15 protein-coding genes and 1 pseudogene are annotated in these 24,511 nt (G+C 51.8%); 13 read left to right on the plus strand and 3 right to left on the minus strand.

The window, feature by feature from the left end:
* Window positions 1-74 precede the first annotated feature (74 nt).
* The 5 genes from ACFQ0N_RS28350 (at window position 75) to ACFQ0N_RS28370 (ending at window position 5,008) form a co-directional block, all read left to right on the plus strand.
* The gene (locus ACFQ0N_RS28350; RefSeq protein WP_379332756.1) at window positions 75-1,460 is read left to right on the plus strand and encodes an alpha-L-fucosidase; all 1,386 of its coding nucleotides are present in this window, start codon (window positions 75-77) and stop codon (window positions 1,458-1,460) included.
* A gap of 54 nt (window positions 1,461-1,514) precedes the next feature.
* Entirely contained in the window at window positions 1,515-2,552 is a 1,038-nt protein-coding gene (locus tag ACFQ0N_RS28355) for a glycoside hydrolase family 18 protein (protein ID WP_379332758.1), read from the plus strand.
* Window positions 2,553-2,736: 184 nt separating this feature from the next.
* The gene (locus ACFQ0N_RS28360; RefSeq protein ID WP_379332760.1) at window positions 2,737-3,540 is read left to right on the plus strand and encodes an HAD-IIA family hydrolase; all 804 of its coding nucleotides are present in this window, start codon (window positions 2,737-2,739) and stop codon (window positions 3,538-3,540) included.
* Window positions 3,530-4,408 (plus strand): metallophosphoesterase family protein, encoded by an 879-nt coding sequence (locus ACFQ0N_RS28365; protein WP_379332762.1) that lies wholly within the window; start codon window positions 3,530-3,532, stop codon window positions 4,406-4,408. The genes ACFQ0N_RS28360 and ACFQ0N_RS28365 overlap by 11 nt, the downstream gene beginning before the upstream one ends.
* Before the next feature lie 18 nt (window positions 4,409-4,426).
* Complete coding sequence (locus ACFQ0N_RS28370) at window positions 4,427-5,008, plus strand: glycerol-3-phosphate responsive antiterminator (protein ID WP_379332765.1); 582 nt, start codon at window positions 4,427-4,429, stop codon at window positions 5,006-5,008.
* Window positions 5,009-5,324: 316 nt separating this feature from the next.
* Here the strand turns inward: ACFQ0N_RS28370 and ACFQ0N_RS28375 are convergent.
* Both ACFQ0N_RS28375 and ACFQ0N_RS28380 read right to left on the minus strand, forming a co-directional pair.
* Window positions 5,325-5,525: pseudogene (locus tag ACFQ0N_RS28375) on the minus strand (transposase); the annotation flags it as partial.
* A 509-nt stretch (window positions 5,526-6,034) separates the two neighbouring features.
* Window positions 6,035-6,184 carry a hypothetical protein gene (locus tag ACFQ0N_RS28380; RefSeq protein WP_379332767.1) on the minus strand — a complete coding sequence of 50 codons (150 nt, stop codon included), beginning with the start codon at window positions 6,182-6,184 and terminating at the stop codon, window positions 6,035-6,037.
* Between the two features lie 574 nt (window positions 6,185-6,758).
* Here ACFQ0N_RS28380 and ACFQ0N_RS28385 point away from each other — a divergent pair.
* The 7 genes from ACFQ0N_RS28385 to ACFQ0N_RS28415 all read left to right on the plus strand — a co-directional run bounded on the left by ACFQ0N_RS28385 (window position 6,759) and on the right by ACFQ0N_RS28415 (window position 21,237).
* Window positions 6,759-8,336: a response regulator transcription factor gene (locus tag ACFQ0N_RS28385; protein WP_379332769.1), complete on the plus strand. Its 1,578-nt coding sequence runs from the start codon at window positions 6,759-6,761 to the stop codon at window positions 8,334-8,336.
* A 24-nt stretch (window positions 8,337-8,360) separates the two neighbouring features.
* Entirely contained in the window at window positions 8,361-11,105 is a 2,745-nt protein-coding gene (locus ACFQ0N_RS28390; RefSeq protein WP_379332771.1) for a sensor histidine kinase, read from the plus strand.
* Window positions 11,106-11,197: 92 nt separating this feature from the next.
* Window positions 11,198-12,124, plus strand: coding sequence for an ABC transporter permease (locus tag ACFQ0N_RS28395; RefSeq protein WP_379332773.1), 927 nt, complete (start codon window positions 11,198-11,200; stop codon window positions 12,122-12,124).
* 29 nt (window positions 12,125-12,153) lie between these two features.
* Window positions 12,154-13,053, plus strand: a complete 900-nt coding sequence (locus ACFQ0N_RS28400) for a carbohydrate ABC transporter permease (RefSeq protein ID WP_379332775.1) — start codon at window positions 12,154-12,156, stop codon at window positions 13,051-13,053.
* A 68-nt stretch (window positions 13,054-13,121) separates the two neighbouring features.
* On the plus strand, window positions 13,122-14,840 hold the full coding sequence (locus ACFQ0N_RS28405; protein WP_379332778.1) for an extracellular solute-binding protein: 1,719 nt from the start codon (window positions 13,122-13,124) through the stop codon (window positions 14,838-14,840).
* A gap of 75 nt (window positions 14,841-14,915) precedes the next feature.
* Complete coding sequence (locus ACFQ0N_RS28410; protein ID WP_379332780.1) at window positions 14,916-16,124, plus strand: family 10 glycosylhydrolase; 1,209 nt, start codon at window positions 14,916-14,918, stop codon at window positions 16,122-16,124.
* Window positions 16,125-16,374: 250 nt separating this feature from the next.
* The gene (locus ACFQ0N_RS28415) at window positions 16,375-21,237 is read left to right on the plus strand and encodes a glycoside hydrolase domain-containing protein (protein ID WP_379332782.1); all 4,863 of its coding nucleotides are present in this window, start codon (window positions 16,375-16,377) and stop codon (window positions 21,235-21,237) included.
* 821 nt (window positions 21,238-22,058) lie between these two features.
* On the opposite strand, the gene ACFQ0N_RS28420 is transcribed toward ACFQ0N_RS28415, so the two are convergent.
* A complete protein-coding gene (locus tag ACFQ0N_RS28420; protein WP_379332784.1) occupies window positions 22,059-23,381 on the minus strand; it encodes an aminotransferase class III-fold pyridoxal phosphate-dependent enzyme in 1,323 nt (440 codons plus the stop codon).
* 180 nt (window positions 23,382-23,561) lie between these two features.
* On the opposite strand from ACFQ0N_RS28420, the gene ACFQ0N_RS28425 reads away from it, so the two are divergent.
* Window positions 23,562-24,509, plus strand: coding sequence for a helix-turn-helix domain-containing protein (locus ACFQ0N_RS28425; protein ID WP_379332787.1), 948 nt, complete (start codon window positions 23,562-23,564; stop codon window positions 24,507-24,509).
* Window positions 24,510-24,511 lie beyond the last annotated feature (2 nt).

A 24,511-nucleotide genomic window follows, 5' to 3' on the forward strand; every position in this document is an offset into this window, starting at 1 on the left:
TGACCATTTGGACATAGGTTACAAAATATAGAAAAAAAGATGATATTATCAATTTTTTTGAGGAGGCAATGATCATGAGTGAAATGAATCGCAATGACGAACAGCAGCAAGTTGTCGAACAGGGCATTCACAATTACAGCAGCGAGGACAAATGGGTAAAGCCGGCGGATCCTTTGCTGCTCGAGCGTCTGGAATGGTTCAAGGACCAGAAGCTTGGGCTGATGATGCATTGGGGGCCATACTCGCAGCTTGGTGTCGTAGAGTCTTGGGCATTAGTTGATGAGGATGAGGAATGGTCCCGCAATGAAATCGACTGGGATGTGGATGCAGAGGAACTGAAGCGGCAATATTTCGGCTTGAACAAAACGTTTAATCCGCTCCGGTTTCAGCCGGAATTGTGGGCGGATTTGGCTGCGGAGAACGGCTTCAAATATTTAAACTTTACGACCAAGCATCATGACGGCTTCTGTATGTGGGACACACGCACGACAGATTATCGGATTACGGCTCCCGATTGTCCGTTCCATACGCACAAGTATGCCGATATTTGCAAGCAGCTGTTTGATGCTTTCCGCGCACGGGGCCTGGCGATCTCCGCCTATTTCTCCAAAGCGGACTGGCATACGCCTTATTACTGGGCGCCGGATATGGAGCGGGGGACGTTTACCGCTCGCGGCCCTTCTTACGATCCGCAGCAATATCCCGAGCTGTGGGAGAAATTCGTGCAATTTACGCATGAGCAAATTATGGAGCTGATGACGAACTATGGCCGTATTGATGTGCTCTGGCTGGATGCGGGATGGGTAAATGATTATCGCAGTCAGAATATCCGGCTTGGAGAAGTAGTGGAAAAAGCGCGGAAAATCCAGCCATGGCTCCTGTCGGCTGACCGGACGGTCGGCGGGCCTTACGAGAACTTGATCACGCCGGAGCAGACGCTGCCGGAGCGTGCGCTTCATGTGCCGTGGGAGAGCTGCATTACGATGGGAAGCGCCTTCTCCTTCCGTTATGAAGATAACTACAAATCTGTGCGGCAGTTAATTCACCTGCTGATCGAGATTGTAGCTAAAGGCGGCAATCTTGCGCTTAATGTCGCCCCTCAGCCTGACGGCCGGCTGTCCAGAACGGCCATTGACCGGATGAAGGGGATGGGGGAATGGTTGAAGATTTATGGCGAAGGGATCTATGGCACACGAACTTGCGAGCCATACTCGTCTGGCCGCTGCCATTTTACGAAAAAAGACGGGACGATTTACGCCTTCTATTTGTACCGGGATGAGCATGAGGCGGTGAGCGAAGAATTGCATCTGCCTGTGCAGCAGCCTTTCTCCCGGATTGATCTGGTCGGCGGGCCGGACGAGTTGCCCTTCCGTCATACGGAGGATGGTATCGCCGTTCGTTTGCCGGAGCAAGAATGGACAGCTCCCGCACCGATTGCCCATGTATTCCGGATGAAGTAGCAGGGCGTACGCCTAAGGAACAAGACTCATCATATAAGGTTGGAGGGACTGGGAATGGAAAAGCGGAATTATATCGCGGCAGGATATGCTGTCGACTCCAAACTTCCCGATTTGACCGGGGAAGATTTGCAAAAATTAACGCACTTAAATGTAGCTTTTGGCCATGTTCGAAATGATGAAATTGTCACCGGCCATCTGCAGCATACGAACCAGCTGTGGCGGATAAAGCAGGAGCATCCCGGACTGACATTGATTCTGTCTGTCGGCGGCTGGAGCGCGGGCGGCTTCTCTGAGGCGGCATCTACGGAAGCGGGAAGAGCGGCTATGGCCGATTCGGCCCTGCGTGTATTGAATGATTATCCGTTTGACGGCATCGATCTCGATTGGGAATATCCTTGCTACGGGGAAGCGGGAATTGCCTCCAGCCCTGATGACAAACGAAACTTTACGCTGCTGCTGAAGGCGCTGCGCGAGGCATTGGATCGGAAAGGCGCGCAGGATGGGCGGCATTATTTGCTGACGATAGCCGCGGGAGCGGACCAATATTATATCGATGGCACCGAGATGGAGCAAGTTCAGCAATATCTGGACTTCGTGCAATTGATGACTTATGATATGCGCGGCGGATTCCAGATATTGACCGGTCATCATACGAATCTGTATACGCCCACCGGAGATTTGTTCCGCATCAGTACGGACGCTTCCGTCAACCTGTTTATCCGGGCAGGAGTTCCGAAAGAGAAGATCGTGATCGGGGCGGCTTTTTACTCCCGTATGTGGAATCAAGTGCCAAATCGCGACAACGGCTTGCATCAGATGGCTGGAAGCACAGGCGGATACGGCCCTGACTTCACTGCCTTGGCTGCAGAGTATATTAATAAGAACAATTATGTCCGTTACTGGGACGATGAAGCCAAGGCGCCTTATCTGTTTAACGGTTCAAGCTTCATTTCCTATGAGGACGAGCGATCGATTCAGCATAAATGCGATTATGTGAAAAGCCGCAAGCTGGCCGGGGTCATGTTCTGGGAATATAGCTGCGACAAGACGCACCGGCTGCTGGACGCTATGTATCAAGGACTCAAGGAGTAGCTCGCTCTGCAGGTATTCAAGCAAACAATGACTTGTTCATCCATTATTAGCCATGCTATAATTTCAGTATCGCATTGGAGTCAGAGACGAGAGGGAACTCCAAACGGTCAGCAGACAGTCAGCAATTACTGTCTGGTTTCCGTTTGGAGTTTTTTGTGTTTCATTAAGGAAGGGAGGGCGAGGTATGGTGAAGGATTTGCGTTATGCTGTGTGGTTGTTTGATCTGGATGGGACGCTGTATTTTGGTGAACAAGCGGCACCGGGAGCGCAGCAAATATTAACGGCTATTCGAAGTTCTGGCGGGCATGCGATGTTTATTACGAATAATTCGCGTCACTCTTCACAAGAGATCAGTAAGAAGCTGGAGATAATGGGGATCGAGGCTCCTGCAAGCGATATTGTGACTGCGACAGAGGCGACAGGAAAATATTTGAAAGAGCAATATGGTGAAATGCGTGTAGCTGTCGCAGGAAGCGGGGAATTGCACAGTTCGCTTCAATCGTTGGGCCATGCTGTTACTTCACTTGAAGATCAGGAGCTTGAAGCAATTGTAGTTGGGCTAGATACAGCATTTTCATATGACAAGCTGGAAAAGATCGTAGATGCGGTAGGTCGGGGCGCAAGGCTTATTGCTGCTAATTCTGATCTTTCTCATCCTGGTAGGGAGAGGAGAAAGGTTCCGGAAACAGGAGCATTGGCAGCCGCGGTAGAGGCAGCATCAGGGATAAAAGCCGAGTATGTGGGCAAGCCGGCCCCCCATCTATTCCGTTATGCGCTGGCGTTGAGCGGCTATACTCCCGAGCAGGGAGTGATGGTAGGCGACAATTATAATACGGATATAATCGGCGGCAAGTCTGCCGGGTTAGCGACGATTTGGGTGAAAGCGGAGAATGTAGAACGGGACGCATACCGGGAAGCGGATTTGATTGTGGCAGACCTGCCGGAGTTAAATGAAAAATTAAGAGGAGGAGATTGGAGTGAACTTTGAACATATTTTCCCTTACCACAATGATAAACAGACGCTTATTCGGGTGGAAGGATTACAAGATGCAGTCACTCTGATGCATATTACGGACAGTCATATGAATGAGACTGATATTCGCGATGGTGCAGCTGCCTTGACGGAATCCGTTCGGCTGTACAATTACGATGCCATGGATACGCGGCTGAAATTTGAGGCCACTCTGACCTACACTTGTGAGATTAATGCGGATGCCGTCGTGTTTACAGGGGATATGGTCAATGGAGCGACCGTTAACAATCTGGCGCTGCTGGAGCGCAAATTTCATGCACTGCCTATGCCTTGGCTGTACACGCTCGGCAATCATGATTGGGAGTATCCCGGTTGTGAATGGGGAGAAGCAACGCGCCGCGAGCAGTATCCAAAGTTCAAGCCGCTGACAGGAGGGAATCCGGCATGCGAGGCGAAAGAAGTTAAAGGGGTACTGCTTATTACGGTCGATAACAGCACTTATCAAATTAGCGAAGAGCAGCTGGCCTTTGTAAAGCAAGAACTGTCGCGCGGCTTGCCGGCTTTGATGTTTATGCATATTCCGATCTATATTCCGTCCTTGCTGCCCAGTGTCATGCGCGACTGGCAGTCGCCAATTATGCTGGCTGCGGAGGGCTGGGATAAGGAGCAGCAGCAGCGCTGGATGGTTGAGTCAGCGACTGAAACGACAAAGGCCTTTTATCGTCTCATGTGGGATAATCCATACGGAAATTTGCTGGGCAGCTTTTGCGGCCACGTCCATAATGCCCATCATGACCGGTTTGGCGACAAAAGCTACCAGTACGTCACTCAAGCCGGTTTCGCGGGCGGTTACCGCGTAATTCGTTTAGTGCCAGGCCATTAGTCAGGAGGTCAGATTTCAGTGGCGTTATTGCATCGTTTAGCGCAAAGTCCGGTAATTGCAGCTGTCCGGTCGCCGGAATATATGGAAGAAGCATTACATAGCAAAGCGGCCAATCTATTTATTATGGGAGGATCAATCAGTGAGCTGCAGCATATGGTGCAGGCCGCTAAAGAGAGAGGCAAGGGGACATTTGTCCATCTTGATCTCATTCGGGGACTATCCAGCGCAGACAAGGAGAGTGTACTTTTTATCCGCGATTTTGTTGGCGCCGACGGCATTATTACGCCGAAAAATCATCTGATAAAGGAAGCCAAGCGACTCGGGGTGTATGCAATCTTTCATCTGTTTATTATTGATTCACATGCGTTGTCCAGCAGTTTAGCGCTGACACAATCGGCACAACCGGATGCTGTTGAAATTATGCCGGGCGCGATAGCGAAGGTGGTCCGTCATTTTTCGGAGCAATTGGAGCATATTCCAATCGTAGCAAGCGGGCTGATCGAGACGGCCGAGGAAGCGGCTGAAACGCTGCAAGCGGGGGCGACCGCGGTATCGGTGAGCGAACGCTCCTTGTGGGAGTTGACGTTTGAAGACTTATAGTCTTTTGAACAGAGCGGGTGTTCTCAAAAACTTTTGAGACATACCTTGGGCGATTTATTCAACTTTTGTATCATTACTTTCGAATTCATGTTTAAACCCGCACGGTAAGAATACTTGCAAAAGATACAGTGAAAACTGAGGCAAGGTAGTGCATAAGTTGCGCGGGCGACAACTATTGCAGTGAAAATCGGCGGATGTGGCCAATTAGGTGCGCACTGTGTAACTAATCACTACTGAAAAAGTCGAAATCTGAAGCAAGCTCAGAGGATGTCACTTGGTTTTGGGGACCATACTTCCGCCTTGTTGTCCCTCTGTCTTAGTTTTGGAGCATTTTTGCCGCTCTTTGCAGGTTATGGTTCAGAATTCGGAATCCAACCCAGAATTTGGAGTAAGCAAGGCCCCGGTACCTGCTACGGTTCAAACCGTACTTACGCTTGAGAAGACTAAACTTCGCTTCTCCCCTGCAGGCCCTTGAACCATTTCCCGTTTTCTTGTTCCGTTCGCGCAACGCCTTTCTGACTTTTTCTCGGCAAGCTGGCTCGCTTCACGTCGAGTGCGGTAATCGCCTCTTCGTTCTTCTTGCTGGAGAAGCTGCGATCGGTGCTACGGCCTGCGGGGCTTTGCCGAACTGCTTGATGTGCGCTTCAATAGCGGGAACGAGCAATTCGTCGTCTGAGGGATTTCCAGCATACACGGCATACCAGGTGACGAAGCCACTTTCCGTCTCGTCGATTCGCACCTTGTAACCGAACTCAGTGCCTTTGGCTAGCTTGCCTTTCTTGATTGGCCTTGCTTCCGGGTCAAAAAAGCTGACAATGCGATCCGCAATGATTCGATTCCGGACACGCTTATACGTATTTCGGTGCTTGGAATATGCTGATAAAGAGGGCGGAGCGGACCGTAAAGAAAGCTTGTGGAAGGGACAAAAGCTGGACAGCTCCTACAACGAATTGAAAGAGGTCGAATTCGACGCGGTGGAAGAGCCTGGGGAAAAATTAGGGAGAAGCTGGGAGAACTTATATAAGCTTATTTTGTCCTCACGGCAAAGCCGCCGCCGCGATTTTTCAAATAAGGAAAGACAGCAAAGCGCTGGCTAACGCGTAAATCAACGCTGCCAGCGTCTTTGCTTGCTGCACAAGGTAAATAAATTGTTGCCAGGAAAATCCATCTTTGCAACTTTACCATTCAATCCTGTTTCGACAAAGACACTTCCGAAACTGCTACATAAAAGGCGGGTGAAGCGTCTTTTTGATTTTATTGGCCATGCCACCAAGACTCAACAATTTGATGAGCGGTTGGACCGTTGTATCCTTTTCCCATCAAGTAGCTAAGGCCGCGGCTTCCCTCAGGCATGAGCAAACGAAATCAGTTGCGCTTCCTCCAAGCCGTGTTCAACCATAGGCTCGATTGCCGATAACGTTTCGTACTTTCGTACATCAACTGATGCGGATGCTGGTAGAAGTGCGAGTAATGAGGATATAACACTGCTTTACATCTCCTTTCGTCTGGAACACAATACAGCATATGCCTACAATCATTTTTGTGGAGCCCAAATCATGCACAGCTGCACATGCCCGAAACATAGGAGAAGGTATCCATAGCAATGCGGAGCAGGAGCAATATAAGGTTTGATTTCGATTAGGTTCGCGGAAATGAGGCGCATATTGATCTGACAACCGAAACATAGTACATTTGAATTGGCAAACGGTACCAGCATGCCTGTATGTACATCAAGGGCGGAGGATGATTCATGTACAGATTGTTGATCGTCGAGGACGAAGAAGTGATAAGAGACGGCCTGAAGGAGCAAATACCGTGGGAGCGATATGGCTTTCAGGTCGTCGGGGAGGCGGGCAACGGCAAGGATGCCATGGAATTAATCCCGCTATTGCTGCCCGATCTGATCCTAACCGATATCGTTATGCCCGTTATGGGCGGGATCGAGCTGATCGCTTGGACGAAGGAGCGTTATCCGAACATTAAATTTGTTGTATTAAGCGGGTACAATGAATTCGAATACGCTAGGAAATGCATTGAATATCAGGCGTTCAGCTATTTGCTCAAGCCAACCGAGACGGAAGAAATCGAGCATCTGTTCCGCAGAGCGAAAAACGAACTCGACGGATCGAACCATTCCGTGAAACGGACCCGGCGGGGGGCGATCCAAGCGCTCGTTGAAGGGAAACCGGACGCTGCCCGGCACCAGTTCCTGCAGTCGGGCGACCGGGGGGCAACGGCTCATTATACGGTAATGCATGTTCGCAACGATGCCGGATCGTGGCCAGAAGTGCTCATGAACAACGAGGAAGATATGGCGCGGATGATTGAACCGGATGGGACAACGGCGCAAATAATGGAAGTGTTCAGCATTGATACCCGGACATTCGGCGTCGTTTTGATGAGTAAAACTTCATCTCCGCAACCGGTCTGGCGCCGCATCGCCGAGCAAATAAGGCTAAATTTGCACACCGCGATTTCACGGGATGAAGGCGGCGTGCGCACTTCGATCCGTATCGGAATCGGCAGTACGATTGCAGAGCTGCCGCAAATAAGAATGTCATGGAAGGATGCGGCGTTCGCGTTGAAAGTCGGATTTTTCTCCGGACCGGATTCGATCGTCCATATTCAGGATTGGGCGCAAGAAAACGGCTGTGCCGCATCCGTCGGCGATGAGGTCGACAGACTGATGACGGAAATCGTCGAACATACGCTGTCGTGCAAGGACCTCCTTCTCAATCGGTCGCTCGACCGCTACTTCGATCTCATGGCCGGGCTGAATGTCGGCGACGAGGAATTCATCTATATGAGAACGGTAGAGCTTATGGTCCTGCTATCGGTAAAACTGGCGGACAAAGCTGTTGACTTCAAACAGATTCACGAGCAAAACTTTCATATGGAAATCAGGAAGATCGTCGATTGTGAAACATTGCCGAATTTGAAGGCATGGGCAGGCGGCATTTGCGAGAGCGTCATCAGATATTTGGCGGTAATTGCCGGAGAACAGGGTGTTGATCCGGTTATCGAGCGGGCTAAAGCCTATATCCATGAACATTACGACAGGAAAGTAACGCTTGAAGAAGTATGCGACCATATCTTTATGGGTCCTTCCCACTTCTGCGCCCTGTTCAAGCAGAAGACGGGCCATACCTTCGTCGGCTACCTCACGCAAGTGCGCATGTCCAAGGCCAAGCAAATGTTGAAAAATGCCGATATGAAAATATACGAAGTTGCTGTTGCAGTTGGATACGAGGACTTCCGGCATTTCAGCAAGCTGTTCAAAAAATATGAAGGGATGAACCCGAAGGAATGGGTCGCTCAGACAAAATGATCGTACAAATCGGGGAGTGAAAGCATGCGCGCAAAATTCAACCTGAAAACGTATCTGTTTCTTTTCTCCTTGTTTCTGGTAACGCTTTCATTGGTGCTGATTAGCTCCGTTTCCTATCGGATCTCCGTATCCGCCGTCCTTGATCAGACGAAGAAGATGGACGAGAGCAACCTGAAGCAGGTCAATAACCAAATCGTGTACGCCATCGGGGAGATCGAAAAAGTGACCCGCAACCTGGCCGGCAACGGCGAGCTTCTCGCAAAGCTCGATGCCTACAAGGCAAGCGGCACGATCTACAGCAAAATGAAAGCGGAACGGGATCTGAGAAACGTGCTGAACGAGTTGAAGGTCGGATACGAGCAAATCGTTCGGATCGAGCTGTTTACGCCGGCAGGCAGCGTCAGCTCCGATATCGAGGCGCTCCCGGCAATCGAATACAGCGGCTCGGACGTTTACCGGAAGATCAGAAATGAGCAGACGAATGTACATCTGTTCGCTCCGGGTACCCGCGACGTTCTGTTCGGACAAAAGCTTCCCAACTTCACGTTCGGCACCCTTCTCCTCGACGGCGGGGCGGAACAGGGACTGATGTTCGTCGTCATGAGTCCCGTCTGGATAGACCGTATGTTCCGGGATGAGAAGGTGCTCATCGCCAGCCGATCCGGAGTGGTATGGTCTTCCGACACGGAGCTGGGGGAGAATGTCCGGATTGCGGACAATCTTGCATTCGAACAGGGCGATTTTATATTGAGGCCCGGCAAGAACGAGATGCAATTTTTCTACATGAAATCGCGCTACAACGACTGGTACAATATGACTTTCAGAAGTCTGGAGGACATATATGGACCGATCGAGAATATCCGCAACAACGTCTTCGGCGCAGTTATCGTCAGCTCGCTCATTTCGTTCGTGCTCGTCATTTCCGTGGCGCGAAACATCGTCAGGCCGCTGCATCGTTTGAAACGAAGCGCGCAAAAGTACAGGGCGCAGGATATTTTCGAATATACCTTCAAAAACGGGAGAAGCATGGGGATGAGGAAAATCGTCATGCTTTATTTCGTACTGATCGTTACGATCCCCATGTCGGCTTACATCCTCATGTTCCATTATTTTTCCTCGCATGTCGTGGAAAATAAAGTAAAAGCGTCGATCGTCCAGACGTTCGCCCAGACAGCAAGCAATATCGACGCCTTCATCGCGACGAACGAGCGGATTTCGACCAATATTATGACCGACCCGAACGTTCAACGCTTCCTTGCCGCGCAGTTTGTTCCGAACGCCGAACCGTCCCGGCTGCACGAGCGGATCGGCATAACAATCGATACGAATCTTGCGCTCGGCAACGATATCTTCGAGACGTCGCTGTTCGACAGCAGCTATCGGCAGCTGTTTTCGACTTCCTATTTTACGAACCGAGAGCTGCTCGGCGAGCGAGCCGGCGCATATGCCGGGCAACCGCTCTGGTTCGGCTACGATGTCGACAAGTACAACCGCAACGTTATCCGGTTAATCCGGAAAGTGCGAAGCATCCGCGAAGACGGATCGTTTCTGCAACCGCTCGGGTATTTGCAAACGACCTATTATGAAACGAACGTAGAATCGCTCTATCGCGAAGTGAACGTACCCGGCAACGTTTATATCGTGGACGCGGAGGGGACGATTATTTCCCACAGTTCCAAGTCGCTGATCGGCACCAAGGCGGATATCCGGGTTCCGGAGCAGCTTGGACGGGCGGAGGCACGCATTCGCTCGAACGCCGGCCGGACCCGTCTCGTTGTCACGGCCGAGTGCAAGCGGATACCGTGGATGGTGGTCGGGGAGATTGATGACAAGATCGTGAAGAGCGACAGCGCGAAGATTCTGGCGAGCAATTTGTACACGATGGCGCTGATTGCCGCCGCAGTTCTTTTGGTAGCCCATGCGCTCGCCGGCAGACTGACGCGATCGATTGTGCAGCTGAGAAGGAAACTGCGCTTATTTGGGGACGGTCACGTTCAGGTGCGCTTTTACGAGCAAACGAATATTAATGAAATCGACGAATTGGCGCTCGCCTTTCAGGATATGGCCAGCCGGATCCGGGAACTGATCGATTCGATCTATCGATCGGTCGCCAAGGAGAAGTCGCTCGAGCACGAGAAGAAGGAAGCGGAGCTGATCGCGCTTCAGGCCCAGATCAATCCCCACTTTCTGTACAATACGCTGGAATCGATCAAATGGATGGTGAAGGGCGGCAAAACGGAACAAGCGGACCATATGATATCGGCTCTCGCCAAACTGTTCAGACTCGGCATTCAGCGGGAAAACAGGTTGATCCCGATTGATCGGGAGCTTCGCTATACCCGCGCCTACATCGATATCCAGAAAGTCAGGCTCGGGGACAAAGTGCATTTCTGGTGGAGCGTCGACCAAAGCTTGCTATCCTGCTTGATGCCCAAGCTTATGCTGCAGCCGATCATCGAGAACGCGATCGTGCATGGGATCCATAACAAGGAAGAGGGCAACATTAGCATTTATTGCTACGAACAGGACGATGCTGTTGTCTTCAAAGTAATTGACGACGGAGTAGGGTTGAAATCCGATGGCGCCGTCGACGTGGAACAATTAAAACATCACGCGAGCAGTACAGGGATCGGTCTGTACAACGTACATCGAAGAATCAAGCTTTATTACGGCGACAATTACGGCGTAACGATGGAGAGCAAGCGGAACCAGGGCACCCGGGTGACGATTGTCATTCCCAAGGTGACGGAGGAACAGCCGAAAGCGTAAAATTACCCACTTTTCGGCAGAAGATCGGCCACATGTCCCGAAACATGCTGAGGTATAGTTAAAGCATCACTTGATTGAGAAAAGGAGGTATCATGAAAACGTTCACAACAAGGCTGAACCCGACACTTGCGCATGTCAGGAAGCATCTGTTCATTTACCTGCTTGTTTTGCCGGGATTTGTGTACACGTTCGTCTTCCATTACATCCCCATTTACGGGATTACGATCGCGTTCAAGAAGTTCCGAATGAGCAAGGGGATTCTCGGCAGTCCGTGGGTCGGCTTCGACAATTTCATCGTGCTGCTGCAGGACAAGTACTTCTACAAAGTGTTGTGGAATACGGTGCTTCTGAACGTGTACGGATTGGTTTTCGGGTTTACGTTCATTATTTTTTTGGCCCTTATGTTGAATGAAATCAAAATCATGGCGCTGAAACGTTTATTTCAAACATTCGTTTATTTGCCCAATTTTATTTCCTGGGTCGTTTTTGCAGGGTTGATCAGCATTTTTCTGTCTCCTGCGGAAGGCCCGGTCAACTTCATCATCAGCAAGCTCGGGTTCGAGAAAATTTATTTCTTGACGAACAACGACTGGTTTCGAACCGTGCTCGTTTCTACGGGCATTGTCAAAACGGCCGGATTCGGAACGATCGTCTATCTCGCCTCGATGGCCGGGATCAACCCGGAATTATACGAAAGCGCGATGGTGGACGGGGCGAACAGGCTGCGTATGATGTGGCACATTACGCTGCCCCGTATTCGCCCTACCATTGCGGTGATGCTCATTCTTCAGGTGGCGAACATGTTCAATTCGAACTTCGAACAAGTATACAACCTGTACAATCCGCTTGTGATGGATAGCGGAGATGTTCTGTCCACTTATTTGTACCGCACTGGCTTATTGGAAAGCAAATTCGAAATGGCTACTGCGCTAGGACTGATTTTTAGCTTGATCGGCCTTGTACTCATTATCGTCACAAACAAAATCATTAAGAAAATGGACGTTACCGGGATTTTTTAACTTCACCACAAATAGAGAGGTCTTCAACGATGAGATATGCCAAGATGCGCAGATACAGGATGTCTTCTGTGATGTACGATACGGCTGTACTATTATTTTGCACCGTTTTTAGCCTTATTTGCTTTTATCCGATCTGGTACGTATTTCTTGGATCGATTAGCTCCCCTGATTCCGGTGCGACGCAAGCGATTTCGCTGCTGCCGCCCGTAAATCCTTATTTCGGCTACTACAAAACGATCTTGCAAGGCGCTGTGTTTCAGCGGGCGATGTTCGTTTCCGTGACAACGACGTTGCTCGGCGCTTTCCTATCCGTGCTTATTACGGGGACGATGGCTTACGGCGTGTCCAAAACCAAAATCAAAGGGATGCGTGCGGCCAACTTTTATATGGTGGTGACGATGTTCTTCAGCGGGGGTTTGATCCCTTACTTCCTGCTCGTCAAAAATATAGGCCTGTACAATACGTATCCTGTGCTAATTATCGGGCATCTTCTGCCGATCTGGAACTTTATTCTCATGCGCAATTACTTTGCCCATGCCGTCCCTGTGGAATTGGAGGATGCTGCAGTCATTGACGGCGCGAACGATGCGATCTTGTTCTTCAAAGTGATCATGCCAATATCCATGCCGCTGTTCGCGACCATGTTTCTCTTGACAGCCGTAAACATATGGAATGACTGGTTTACGTATATGATCTTCGTCAATCGCATCGAGCTTCAGCCTTTTACCGTCGTGCTGCAGAAGCTGCTGATCGATCCGAATCAATATTTGAACCGGCTCGGCACGCTCGTCGGCTACAACACAAATATGGTGCCAACCGCTCTGAAAATGACGACGATTATGATCGCGCTGATCCCGATTTTTGTATTGTATCCGTTTTTGCAGAAGTATTTTGCCAAAGGAATGCTGATTGGAGCTGTAAAGGGATAAGGCGATTGCGCTTTTATTCGTCGCAAGACGGTAAAATAAATAGACAATCAAGGGAGGCAACGAGAAGGATGAAAAGAAAGACGGAAATCCGTAAGGCGATACTCATCGCTGTAATGCTGCTGCTTGCGCTCACTGCGTTCGGGTGCAGCAAGAACGATCCGCCCGCGGAAAAAGGGAACGGGGAGGAAGGCACGCAGACGCCTGGGAATAAGCAGGTATCGTTAACGATGTTCCAGCAAGGCATCAATCTGGACAATATCGCGGGGATCAAAAACGATCCGGTCAAAAATTTTGTCGATAACAAATTCAACCTCAATCTGGAGCTATTGACGGGCGATATGGAAAAAATCAAGCTGCTCCTAAGCACCGACCAGTCGCCCGACATCGTTTCCCTGCCCTTCTGGTGGACGGGAGCTTCACAGCTGTACAAAGATGGAGCGAAGGAAGGCATGTTTGTCGACATCGGGGACATCGTGGCCAAAAATCCGGGCAAATATCCGGTTCTCGCCAAGCTGATCAAGGACAAAGACTTCAAATATTTCAACCAGCAATATACCGGTGACCCGAACAAAACGTACGGCGTCTGGATCGGCTCCAACGCCATCAATGTGAACGGAAGCCCGCTGTTCAATATGCGGATTTTGAATGAGCTGCATCTTGCCTTGCCCACGACGGTGGACGAATTTATCCAAGTGTTGCGGGAGATCAAGCAAGGCAAACCGAATATGATCCCCTTCGGATATTTGAACTACAAAGGCACCAATTTCCCGCTGGAATTAGACCAGATCTTCTTCAATACGAACGGCACGACCGCTTCCGGAATGTCTCTGAACGAACAAGGGAAGTGGGTAGACAATGCGATCAATCCGGAAAACAAAAAAATATGGAAACTGCTTCAAGATCTGTACAAGGAAGGATTGTTCGACAAAGAAGCGTTCTCAAAAGACAATTATTATCACGGCACGAACGATTTTGCCCAGCAAAAAACGGCTGTCATCACGACGGCTTTGCCGAATTCCAATGACGGGATGTACAAGTGGATGTTCACGGAATTCGCGAAGGCGAATCCCGGAGCGACCTCTAAGGACGTGCAGCTGCTCCCGCACCCGCTGACCGGACCTGGCGGCCAGGAGGTCGTGGAAGCGTCCGCTTTCAATATCAACGACGTCATCTTCATTCCTAAGAGCAGCAAAGATCCGGAGCGGGCGCTCGCATTCGTCGAATGGGCCTTGTCCAGCGAAGGGCAAGCGAGCAAATATTACGGCATCGAAGGTGTTCACCATACGAAGGATGCTGCGGGCAACCGGCAATTAATCGACCCGAGCGAGTGGAAAAAAGTGACCGACGTTTGGAATATGAACGGGGAGCACGGGCTCATGTACGGTTTGACCTATTCGGCGGACAACGGGATGTTTGATTACGAGAAATACGGCTGGATGGAAGCGCATAAAAATGCCGTTCGCAATATTATCCCGGAAAGGGCGGGAATAACGGAGGAATCCACGTATGCAAAAGGCATCATTGCGACGTGGCAGAAGGAAGTTTATAAAGAGCTGCCCTTTTATTACAACACTCCCTCGTTAAGCGATGAGAGTAAAAAAATTGAGACGAAGCTTAAGGACATTCGCGACAAATACTTCGTTAAGTTTTTTGTCGGCGAGCTTGATGTAAACGGCAACTGGGATAAATTTGTCCAGGAGTATACGAATGCGGGCTTGGACAAGTATATCGCCGATTATACGAAAGTGACGCAAGAGGCGAAGCAAGCTTACGAAGCGATCAAGTAAGTCTCTTACAACCGGGCATAAGTTGCGGTGGCACTATTACCATCGCGGCTAGTGCACCTTCGGGAGGTTCACAGCATGGATAATCAATTGATTTTTTCGTCACCTTTAACGTTCACAGACTGGCTGCATCGCGATCGAACGCTTGAGAACGGGCCGGATGGCGTGTATCAAGTGCTGTCTCGGTGTAAGGATTTCGGTTTTAACAAAATATATTGGCGTGTGTTCGATGCAGGACGCGCCACCTATTTCAGCAAGCTGGTGGAACCGTTTCGGTGGAAGGATCTTGCGGAGAACAATCACTTCTCCCTGGGGTACTTCGATTGGCCCGCACCTGATATTCTTGAGAGGTTAAATCGCATTGTATTCGATCATTTCGACAGCTTGGCCGCCGCGGTTCGGATCGGACACGAGCTCGGCTTGGAAATTCACGCCTGGATGTCGATCAATGAAGACGATCACGGGGTCGGTTGGGAAAGCAAGTTTACGCGGGAGCATCCCGAATATCGTTGGGTCAGAAGGAACGGCCGCCGCTTTCACTCGCAATTGAGCTACGCTTTCCCCGCAGTGAGGGAATACAAACTGGGGCTTGTGAAGGAAATGCTCGCCTACGACATCGACGGCATCTTCCTCGACTGGATTCGTACGGGCGACATCAGCGACAATCCGCAAAACGATGATGCCGGCGTCGTCGATTACGGCTACGAACAGCCCAATATAGCCAGGTTCAAGGAAATGTACGGCGAAGATCCGTTCGCGATCAGCAACGATGACGAACGCTGGATTCGCTGCCGGGCCGAACCGGTGACGCAGTTCATGCGCGACGTCAGGGAGCTTGTAAGCCGGCATCCGAAACCGCTTCCGCTATCAGTCATGGTGCAGCATCCGTGGAGCTACCGGGGTGTATTGCCGGGGATGACCGAGGACAGGAAGATGCTGAGGATGGGCGGCAGCCGCATTGACGGCGCACTGAACGGACTTCTCTGCGATATCAAAACTTGGGCGCGGGAAGGGTTGATGGATGAACTTGTCGCTGCCGGGTATTATACCGGCGAAGGTACGCCGGAAAAAGCGACTTTGTATGCCATTGAAGAAACGGAGAATCGTTTGCCGGTATGGCTGTATGGCTGGGTTCCGAAGAATGCGGACGATTTACGGCGGGACATCGCCCTGGCGGAGAAGTTGACGAGACGCCAAATCCTGTTCTGGGAAGCGGATTACATCGATTCGATTCCGGCGGCGGACCGCAAAAAAATAAGCGAGGCGATACGCGGATATGGCAAGTAAACTTCCTGCGATAAGAAGGAGGAAAAGAACTTGACAAGGCATAGGGATGCTCAAGCTGGCATCCCCAATGCTGACCGCATCTCTGATTTACGGTTACGGGAGCGGCCTGCCAACCAGGGAAAGTTCCGCGCATGCGGTCACTGCAAGCCCGCAGGGGGCAACGTCTTGAAGGAGCCTTGATCCGTTTTTGGGAGTTTGGAATGTCTCTGGATTCAAAAATGTATATTAATTGGAAAGGAGCACAAACCTTGTGAAAAAAAGAAATCCATTATTTCGAAGTCTGGCGATTGGCGTCATAGCAGCTTTATTGGCCTCATCCATTCCGGTATTTAGCGAAGGCAAAGCGAACGCGTCTTCATTTCCGATATCCGTTTGGACCGTCGATGCGCTCATGAAGGTATTCCAATCAACCGTGGAGCCACAGAACTCTGCCAATCAAATCCGTTTGATTGCGGCGAAAAACGAGAGGAGGGCGGCACAGATTGCGGTGCGGTCGCATTCTGCGCTTACCGGCGTGTCCGTTATGGCCGGTCCGCTCACCGGCCCAAACGGCAGCCAGATTGCCGCTGCAAACATAAGCGCCCGGTTCGTCGATTTTATTCATGTGTCGACCCCTACGGTCGGTCTATCCCCGGATAAGCAGCTCGTTCCCCCGGGCGGCGGCATGGATTATCCCGACCGCATCACGAACGAAACGTCGCGAAATTTGGAAGCGAATACAACCCAGCCGATCTGGTACAGCGTGGATGTTCCCAAGTCGGCGCAAGCGGGGACCTATACGGGGATCGTTACGGTAAACACCGCGCAAGGAACGTATGACGTCGATGTCAGCTTGCAAGTCTATGACGTGACGCTGCCGGATCCGAACGAATCGGCGTATCGCGTCGACAACTGGTTTACATCGGTCGGTTGGGGCCCGACTGCATGGGAGACGTTGGAGCGGCAGTTAGGGGTTACGAAATTGTCGCCCGAATGGTGGCAGGCGATGGATAATTTCGCCAAGTATATGCGGTTGCACCGCAACAATACGATTTTCATCGATCCGGTCGCTCTTTTGGAACCGGTTACACAAATTGACGCCAACGGCCATTACACGTTCGACTGGAGCCTGTTCGATCGTATGGTGCAGCAGTTTATCGATGCCGGCGCGATGAAGTATTTGGAGGGGGTCAGCCTCTACAATAATCGAATCGGCGGCCGCTTCGCCCTGCAGACACTCGCGAAAGTCGACGGGCAGACGAAAATCGTCTACGCGCCGGCGCAATCGCAGGCCGCTGATCAATGGCTGAACGTGTATCTTCCCGCATTGAAGACTCATTTGCAGCAAAAAGGCTGGCTGAACGTCTTTTACCAAAGTGCCGGAGACGAGCCGGGCGACACAACAGACCGTCAGGACGACAACTGGCTTTATGACAAAATTCATGCACTCGCGCCGGGAATCCGGACGATCGAGGCGCTCCATCTGACGCATGCCAGCGAGTTCGAAGGAAAGCTGGATACGTATGTCGTCTTACAGTCCCTTTACGACGCCAAACCGTACTATTACCAACAACGTAAAAGCGCCGGCGATGAAGTATGGATGTACATTGCTTCGACACCGACGGGAGATTTTTTGACACGCAACATCGACGCCCCGCTCGCACAGGTGCTGCTGCCGCATTGGTACACATTTAAGAACGGGTTGAGCGGCTATTTGCACTGGGGCTTCAACTATTGGTTTTTTCGCCCCTATACGATCGGAGCACAGTCGGTATCCGCGTCCAGTTCGATTGAAGCGGACGGCTGGTCGAAATCGCACGCAGTCGATAATGTGACGACTTCAACGGCGACGTCGAAAGGGTGGAGCAGCGTGAGCTATTCCGACCCCGCGCATACGGAATGGATCAAGCTCGACCTGGGTGCAGCAAAAACTGTATCGCGGGCAATGGTTTATCCGTACCGGAGCAGCGTGAACGGGACGGTATACGGGTACCCGAAAGATTTTACGATCAAGCTTTCGGAGGACGGCAGCAATTGGACGACAGTCGTCAGCGAAGCCGATTACCAGGTAACGGACAGCAGCGCGCGCGAGTTTAATTTCCCCTCGCACTCGGCCCGATATGTGATGGTCGAGGCGACGAAGCTGGCAGCGGATGAGCAGTCCAAATACAGCATGCAGCTTGCCGAACTGCAAATATGGAACGATGACGTCAGTCGCGAAGCGGACCCGGTTCCGGGCGACAACTGGCTCGTTTATCCGGATAAAGCTAACCATGATTTGTTCAGCTCCATCCGCGCGGAGACGATGCTCGAAGGCATACAGGATCACGAGCTGCTGGAGCTGCTCAAAAATAGCGGCAAAGTCGATCTTGCGTACAATATCGCCGAATCGCTCGTCAGCAACGGAACGAATTACAACATGAACCTGGATGCGATCAGGCTGGCTCGCAAAGCGGTGCTCGATTGTTTGACCGATCAAACGGCGACCGAGACGTTTGTCGATCAGCTGAACGATTACTCGAACGTTGTTTACAAATCGTCTAAGCTGAGCATCGATTCGAGCAATCCGGTCTTATTCGGAGGCGATACCGGACGAATCGTCAGGCTGGAAAATACGGATCAGTTTGTCGTTTATTACAAACCGAACATCAGAAGTTTTACGGCGAAGCTTTATTCCGATTCGTCGGGCGACATCGAAGTGTGGGGGTCAGCCGACAACAATACTTGGACGCCGATCGATGTGACGGTAGGCAATCGCGTAAACACGGCTTTCGGCTGGTTCGGATTTCCGGTTTCTTCTTCTGCCATACCGTGGGGAACCAACTACTTGAAAATCGTCATCAAGGGAAGCAACGACAAGCACTGGGTGCCGCAGATCGGGGAGATCAGCATCACCTACGGGGGCGATCGGGTGGAAACGCCGAGCCTCGTGGCGAACAGCGGGTTCGAGTCGGGCTTATGGGAGCCGCGGACAAACGCTGCGCTGGACACCGCTGTGAAGTACAGTGGCAACCAAAGCGCGCGAATAACGGCGGGGAGCGCGGCGAATTTTATGTCGAGTCCCATAGTGAAAACCGAGTTGGGCAAAAAATATGCGTTCTCGCTGCGGCTGAAGACGGAAGCGATCTCCGCGCCGGATGGCGTGAGAGTGGAACTGATGCAGGTGGACGCGAACGGCAATGACATCGGAATATACGGCGGTAATGCAGGCGCGTTTACGACGGGCGGAACGCAAGATTGGAGGAAGTATACGATTGACGGCATTGTTGCGCAGGCCGCCGGTTTGCGAGTCATCGTCAGAACGGCTGCGGGCGCGACAGGCACGGTCTGGGTCGATGACGCCGTCATCTCCGCAGCGAAGCTGCCCGATACGTTTACCGATCAGCTCGATACATTCGACGGCATCTTTGAACGATCCGCTAGTTTGTATATCGACAGCACGAACCCTTCATATTTTGAAGGGGATAAATTCCGATTGACGCGCATGGGGGCCAACACCGATCAATACGTCGTTTATAACGGAGTTAATATTAGCAGCTTTACCGCAACGTTCTATTCGGATTCAACCGACAATGTTGATTTCTACGTTTCGCCGGACAACGCGACCTGGACTCCGCTAACTGTTGCGAGCAGCGCAAGGGTGCCTACCGTGTCAGGGTGGTACAAAGTAGTCAAATCGTCCTCTTCGCTTCCCTCGGGAACGAACTATGTGAAGATTGTATTCCGTGACACCAATACGTACTTATGGGCGCCGCAGCTCTCCGCGATCTCGTTAACTTACGATTACGCGAATGCGGCGTATCCGGCGCCGGTGAGTCTGGTGCGCAACAGCGGTTTCGAACTGGGCGGATGGCCGGTTTGGCAGGGGGCCAGCCTCGATACGAACATCAAGCGTGACGGCGATGTGAGCGCCAAGCTGACGGCGGGGACGAACGGCGCTTCGATCGGGAGCGATGCGGCGATAATCGATCCGCAGAAGCAATATGCGCTGTCGCTATGGCTGAAGACGGACGGGGTAACGGAGCCGAATGGGGCGAAGGTGGGATTGATGCAGGTGGATGAACACGGAAACGATATCGGCCTGTATCAAGGAGCCGGAGGCTCGCTGTCGATCGGTGGTACATCCGATTGGACGAAGCACGCTTTAAGCATCCTGGGACCGTTCGCCAGCGGAACCGCTGCCTTGAAAGTATTCGTGCGAACGGCTCCGGGCGCTTCCGGAACTGTATGGGCGGATGATATCGAACTGAGGGAAGCCGGCAGCATGTCGCAAGTAGCCAGACCGACAGCGGCTCCCGACAGCGGTAAAGTACCCGCCGGAACAGCGGTCGCCTTGCAATCTTCGACTGTTGGCGCAACACTACACTACACCACGGACGGCACCGAACCGACTCGCAACAGTACGAAATATACGGGACCGATTGAAGTGCGAACGGCGATAACGATCAAAGCGATTGCCGTCAAGGATGGTATGGCCGATAGCGAGAGTATTTCGAAAGACTATACAATTGCGATCGAACAGGACAAAGACGCGCCGAAGACGCAGGCCGCTATCGAACCCGGAGAGCCTGACGGCGATAACGGTTGGTACACGACCGACGTCTCGGTGACGCTGAACGCATCGGATGCCTTGTCCGGCGTGGCGCGCACGGAATATCGACTGAACGGCGGGGAGTGGGAGGCGTACGAAGGCGCCATCGCGGTTACTGCCGAAGGGAAGAACATGCTCGAGTACCGAAGCGCGGACCGGGCGGGCAATATCGAGGAGACGCGCAGCATTGTTCTGCCGATCGACAAAACGGCTCCGACAATTCTCGTAAAGCCGGACCAATCGGAGCTGTGGCCGCCCAACGGACGGATGGCGCCGATCAAGATGACCGTCGACGCGGCTGACGGCCTATCCGGCATAAGCTCGGTCGCGCTTACTTCTATCGTAAGCAGCGAGCCGGATCCCGACGGTGTGGCAGAAGCGGATTATGGTACAAACGATATGGAGTTTCGACTTAAAGCTGCAAGATCGGGGAGCGGACCGGGGCGCATCTATACGATCACCTATACGGCTGTCGACAAGGCGGGAAATACGGCGACCGGCACGACCACCGTCACGGTTCCGCATGACAGAGGGAGATCATAAACTCGGTTAGCTGCTGTGAAAACTGCTCTTCGGAGCAGTTTTTTTGTTTTGGTCTCCGGCTTCCCGCAAGACGATACCGAAAGGCTCATCGATCTGCGCCTAATGGTTTCAGATGCGTGGAGCCTGACCTATTGCTCAATATGCGTCGAGGCACACCGGTCCCTCTGTTCTGTACAAATATTTGTATGAGGCTGGAATTCCCTGGCTTGGAGCGGAATTGATTTGATTTACGGGCTGCATGAAGTGCTCGTGGTCAACGCGTCGTTGGTGGATGAGAAGACGAAAAAAATCTGATCAACAAAGAAGTGCTGGTTCATCCCGAGAATATGAAAATGGCGGCCTTAATGCTGACGATATTGCCAATTATTGTGGTGTGCCCGTTCGTGCAGAAGTATTTTGTACACGGACAGTTGGTCGGCGCGGTGAAAGGGTAATCGTAGAGCATCTATTCAAAAATCGTCCGTTACCGGACGCAAGGAGGAATCAATGTGGCTGAGGATTAGCCGGAAGATGACCGCCATATGGTTAAGCTGCATTCTGATGTTGATCGCGGGATTGCCGAAAGGGATTGTTCAAGCCTCCGAAGTTGCCGAAACTTCCGATTCGCCGATGCAGGTATGGGGTTCCGCCCGCCCTGGAGAAGGTGCTGAGAGATCAACCGGCACCAGCGGTGCCGAGAGCCATGAAGCTCGGTATCGGCGCCGCCCGCAACGAATACGAAGGCGGGCAAATTATCGTTCGGGCGGGAGCCGATCCGTTGCACTTGCAAGTGGAGGCTAGCGACCTGAGCCGGCAGGCGCGCCAGGCCCCTGCTTTTAGCATCAGAGCAATCTGCGGAAGCCGCTATGCGCCACAGCGCCCTGCAAGCTTTGCTCAACTTGATTCTCGCGCAAAGCATTTGCGATGATAGCAAACGATTCGTCAACAGCTTCGTCGTAGGCACGGACGATTTGTTCTGTATGTGCAAGCGTCGGGTACACGGTTGTTCCTGCGAGAAAGCCGCGTTCAAGCATGAGCTGGGTAAACAACGTGCGGAGCGGCTCGGATAGCTCGTGCCGGAACCGGAAGTTGGCGAGGCAAGCGTAGCCGTCCCCAGGTTCGACCGGCAGGGAGTGCCTGGCGGCGTTAAGTGACCATATCTCCTTGACCTGCTCCCCAATGGTGTTGATATATGCTGCTGCATCACTTTCTTCCATCCGCGCCAGTGCGGCTAGCGCTGCGGCAGGGCCGACACGCTCCGTCCAGTATGTGCTGCTTATAAAAGAGTGATGCGCCCCTTCCATCGCGGCTGCAGTTCCAACTACTGCACCGATTGGATGACCGTTGCCGAGCGCTTTGGCAAATACCGCAATATCTGGCGTTATGCCAAGATGCATATGCGCTCCCCCATAAGTAAGCCTCCAGCCGATTGTAATTTCGTCAAAAATAAGCAGAGCGCCGCCGCGATGTGCTTCATCGCGTATAAATTCGAGAAAGCCAGGCTCCGGATCTTTGTAGCGGCAAGGCTCCATAATGATGCAGGCGAGTTGCGAGCCATATTGCTGCATGATCGACAGAAATGCTTCGCGGTCGTTGTAGCTGAATACTGGTGCTGTACCACCAAGCTCACGCGGTACACCGGATGGGTCGAGTCCTGAAAGCAAGTGGCCGCCGAGTGCATCACTGTGACCGATATTCGCGGCCAAATACCAATCATGCCAGCCGTGGTAGCCGCAGATTGCCACGATCGAACGGCCTGTTGTCGCCCGAGCAATACGGACTGCTACTGCGCATGCTTCACCGCCGCCGCGGGTTAATTTAACTTGCTGCGCCCATGGATGAATATTGCAGAGCCGTTCGGCAAGTTCGACTTCCTCCGGCGGATTGAGTGTACACATGCTCCCATTTTCAATCGCACGAATGGCTGCCCGGGATACCTCCTCGTCACGGAAACCGAGGAGGCAGGAGCCAATGCCATTCGTTGAGAAATCGTAATAATGCCGGTTATCGAGATCCCATACTTCACATCCGCGCGCTTCATGGTAATAGGCCGGCCATTGACCAGGCGCCATTTGTTCAGGCCGCTTGCTCAGCAAATGGACACCGCCCGGAATGCGCCGCTTGGCGCGCTCGTATAACTGTTGGGTAAGGCTTGCAGGCAACATCGACGTTCCCTCCTTTAATGGGTCATATGCAGAAATTGTAGTCCTTTCGTACATCCTTCACAACGCTATAAATAGACATCTTTTTAGCAATAATGACTGAAACGACTAGCCCGGATTGGAGACAGATGGTAAAATGCAGGGGAACATATTTTTTACCATCTCCGACTGGAGTGAATACCAATGAGCAGCGAAAAGCCGGATGGATGGGCGGGTCAGCTATCACTTCCGGAACAATTCGAGTGCCGGGTGGATATTGGAGCTTTGCGGTTTCATGTATGGCTGGATTATGGATTTTTTCATACCGAATGTGTTTCGCATGTGTTGAAGCATAATCATGCCGCCTATGAAATTCAGCTGGTTCACAAGGGAACGATTATCCTCAGTACAGAGGACGGCTACTATGCTGTACCTGAAGGCAGCTTGTGCTTCATTCCCATTGGCCTGTACCATGGGCAGCAACACCCCGGCGCCGGCGAAGAAGCGATCCACAAATCATGCTTATCGTTTCGCCTGGATGCACTGCATCGCCCCAATCTTGATGATGAGGCGGTTGATACAGAGGAGATACGTTCGGCTTTGACGAACGCCCCGTTCTTCATCGTACATGATTGCCATGAGATGATCGTACAGCTTGCCGCGATCAAGCGGGAATTGCATGCGAAACCTGTTGGTTATCTTGCTAAAGTGAAAGGTCTATTGACGCAAATTATTGTGGATGTCATTCGCGCTTCGCCCCAGCTTCAAGCAGCACCCCGTTGGACGGTAAGGCATCAGGAAGGCGCCGATAGTCGATTGCTTATAATTGAAGCCTTTTTCTCCGAACATTTTCATTGTTCGCTAAAGGAAAGTGACCTCGCCCGCTTGTTGTATGTAAGTCCCCGGCAGCTAAATCGGATTCTGCACGATCTGTATGGCATGTCATTCCGCCGGAAACTGCTGCAAACCCGGATGGAAGTGGCGATGGATTTGCTTAAGCATACAAATTTGCCCGTAAAAGAGATTGCGGCACGGGTAGGTTACCTCTTCTCAGAAAATTTTCACGCCTATTTCAAGGCGCATACAGGGATGACGCCGGTCGCTTTTCGTCAGTCGGCCGATATGAAAGCGTTTCAATTAGCGGGCAGGTGAGG

It is taken from the genome of Paenibacillus sp. GCM10027626, from assembly GCF_042676285.1.
Lineage (GTDB): Bacteria > Bacillota > Bacilli > Paenibacillales > Paenibacillaceae > Paenibacillus_Z.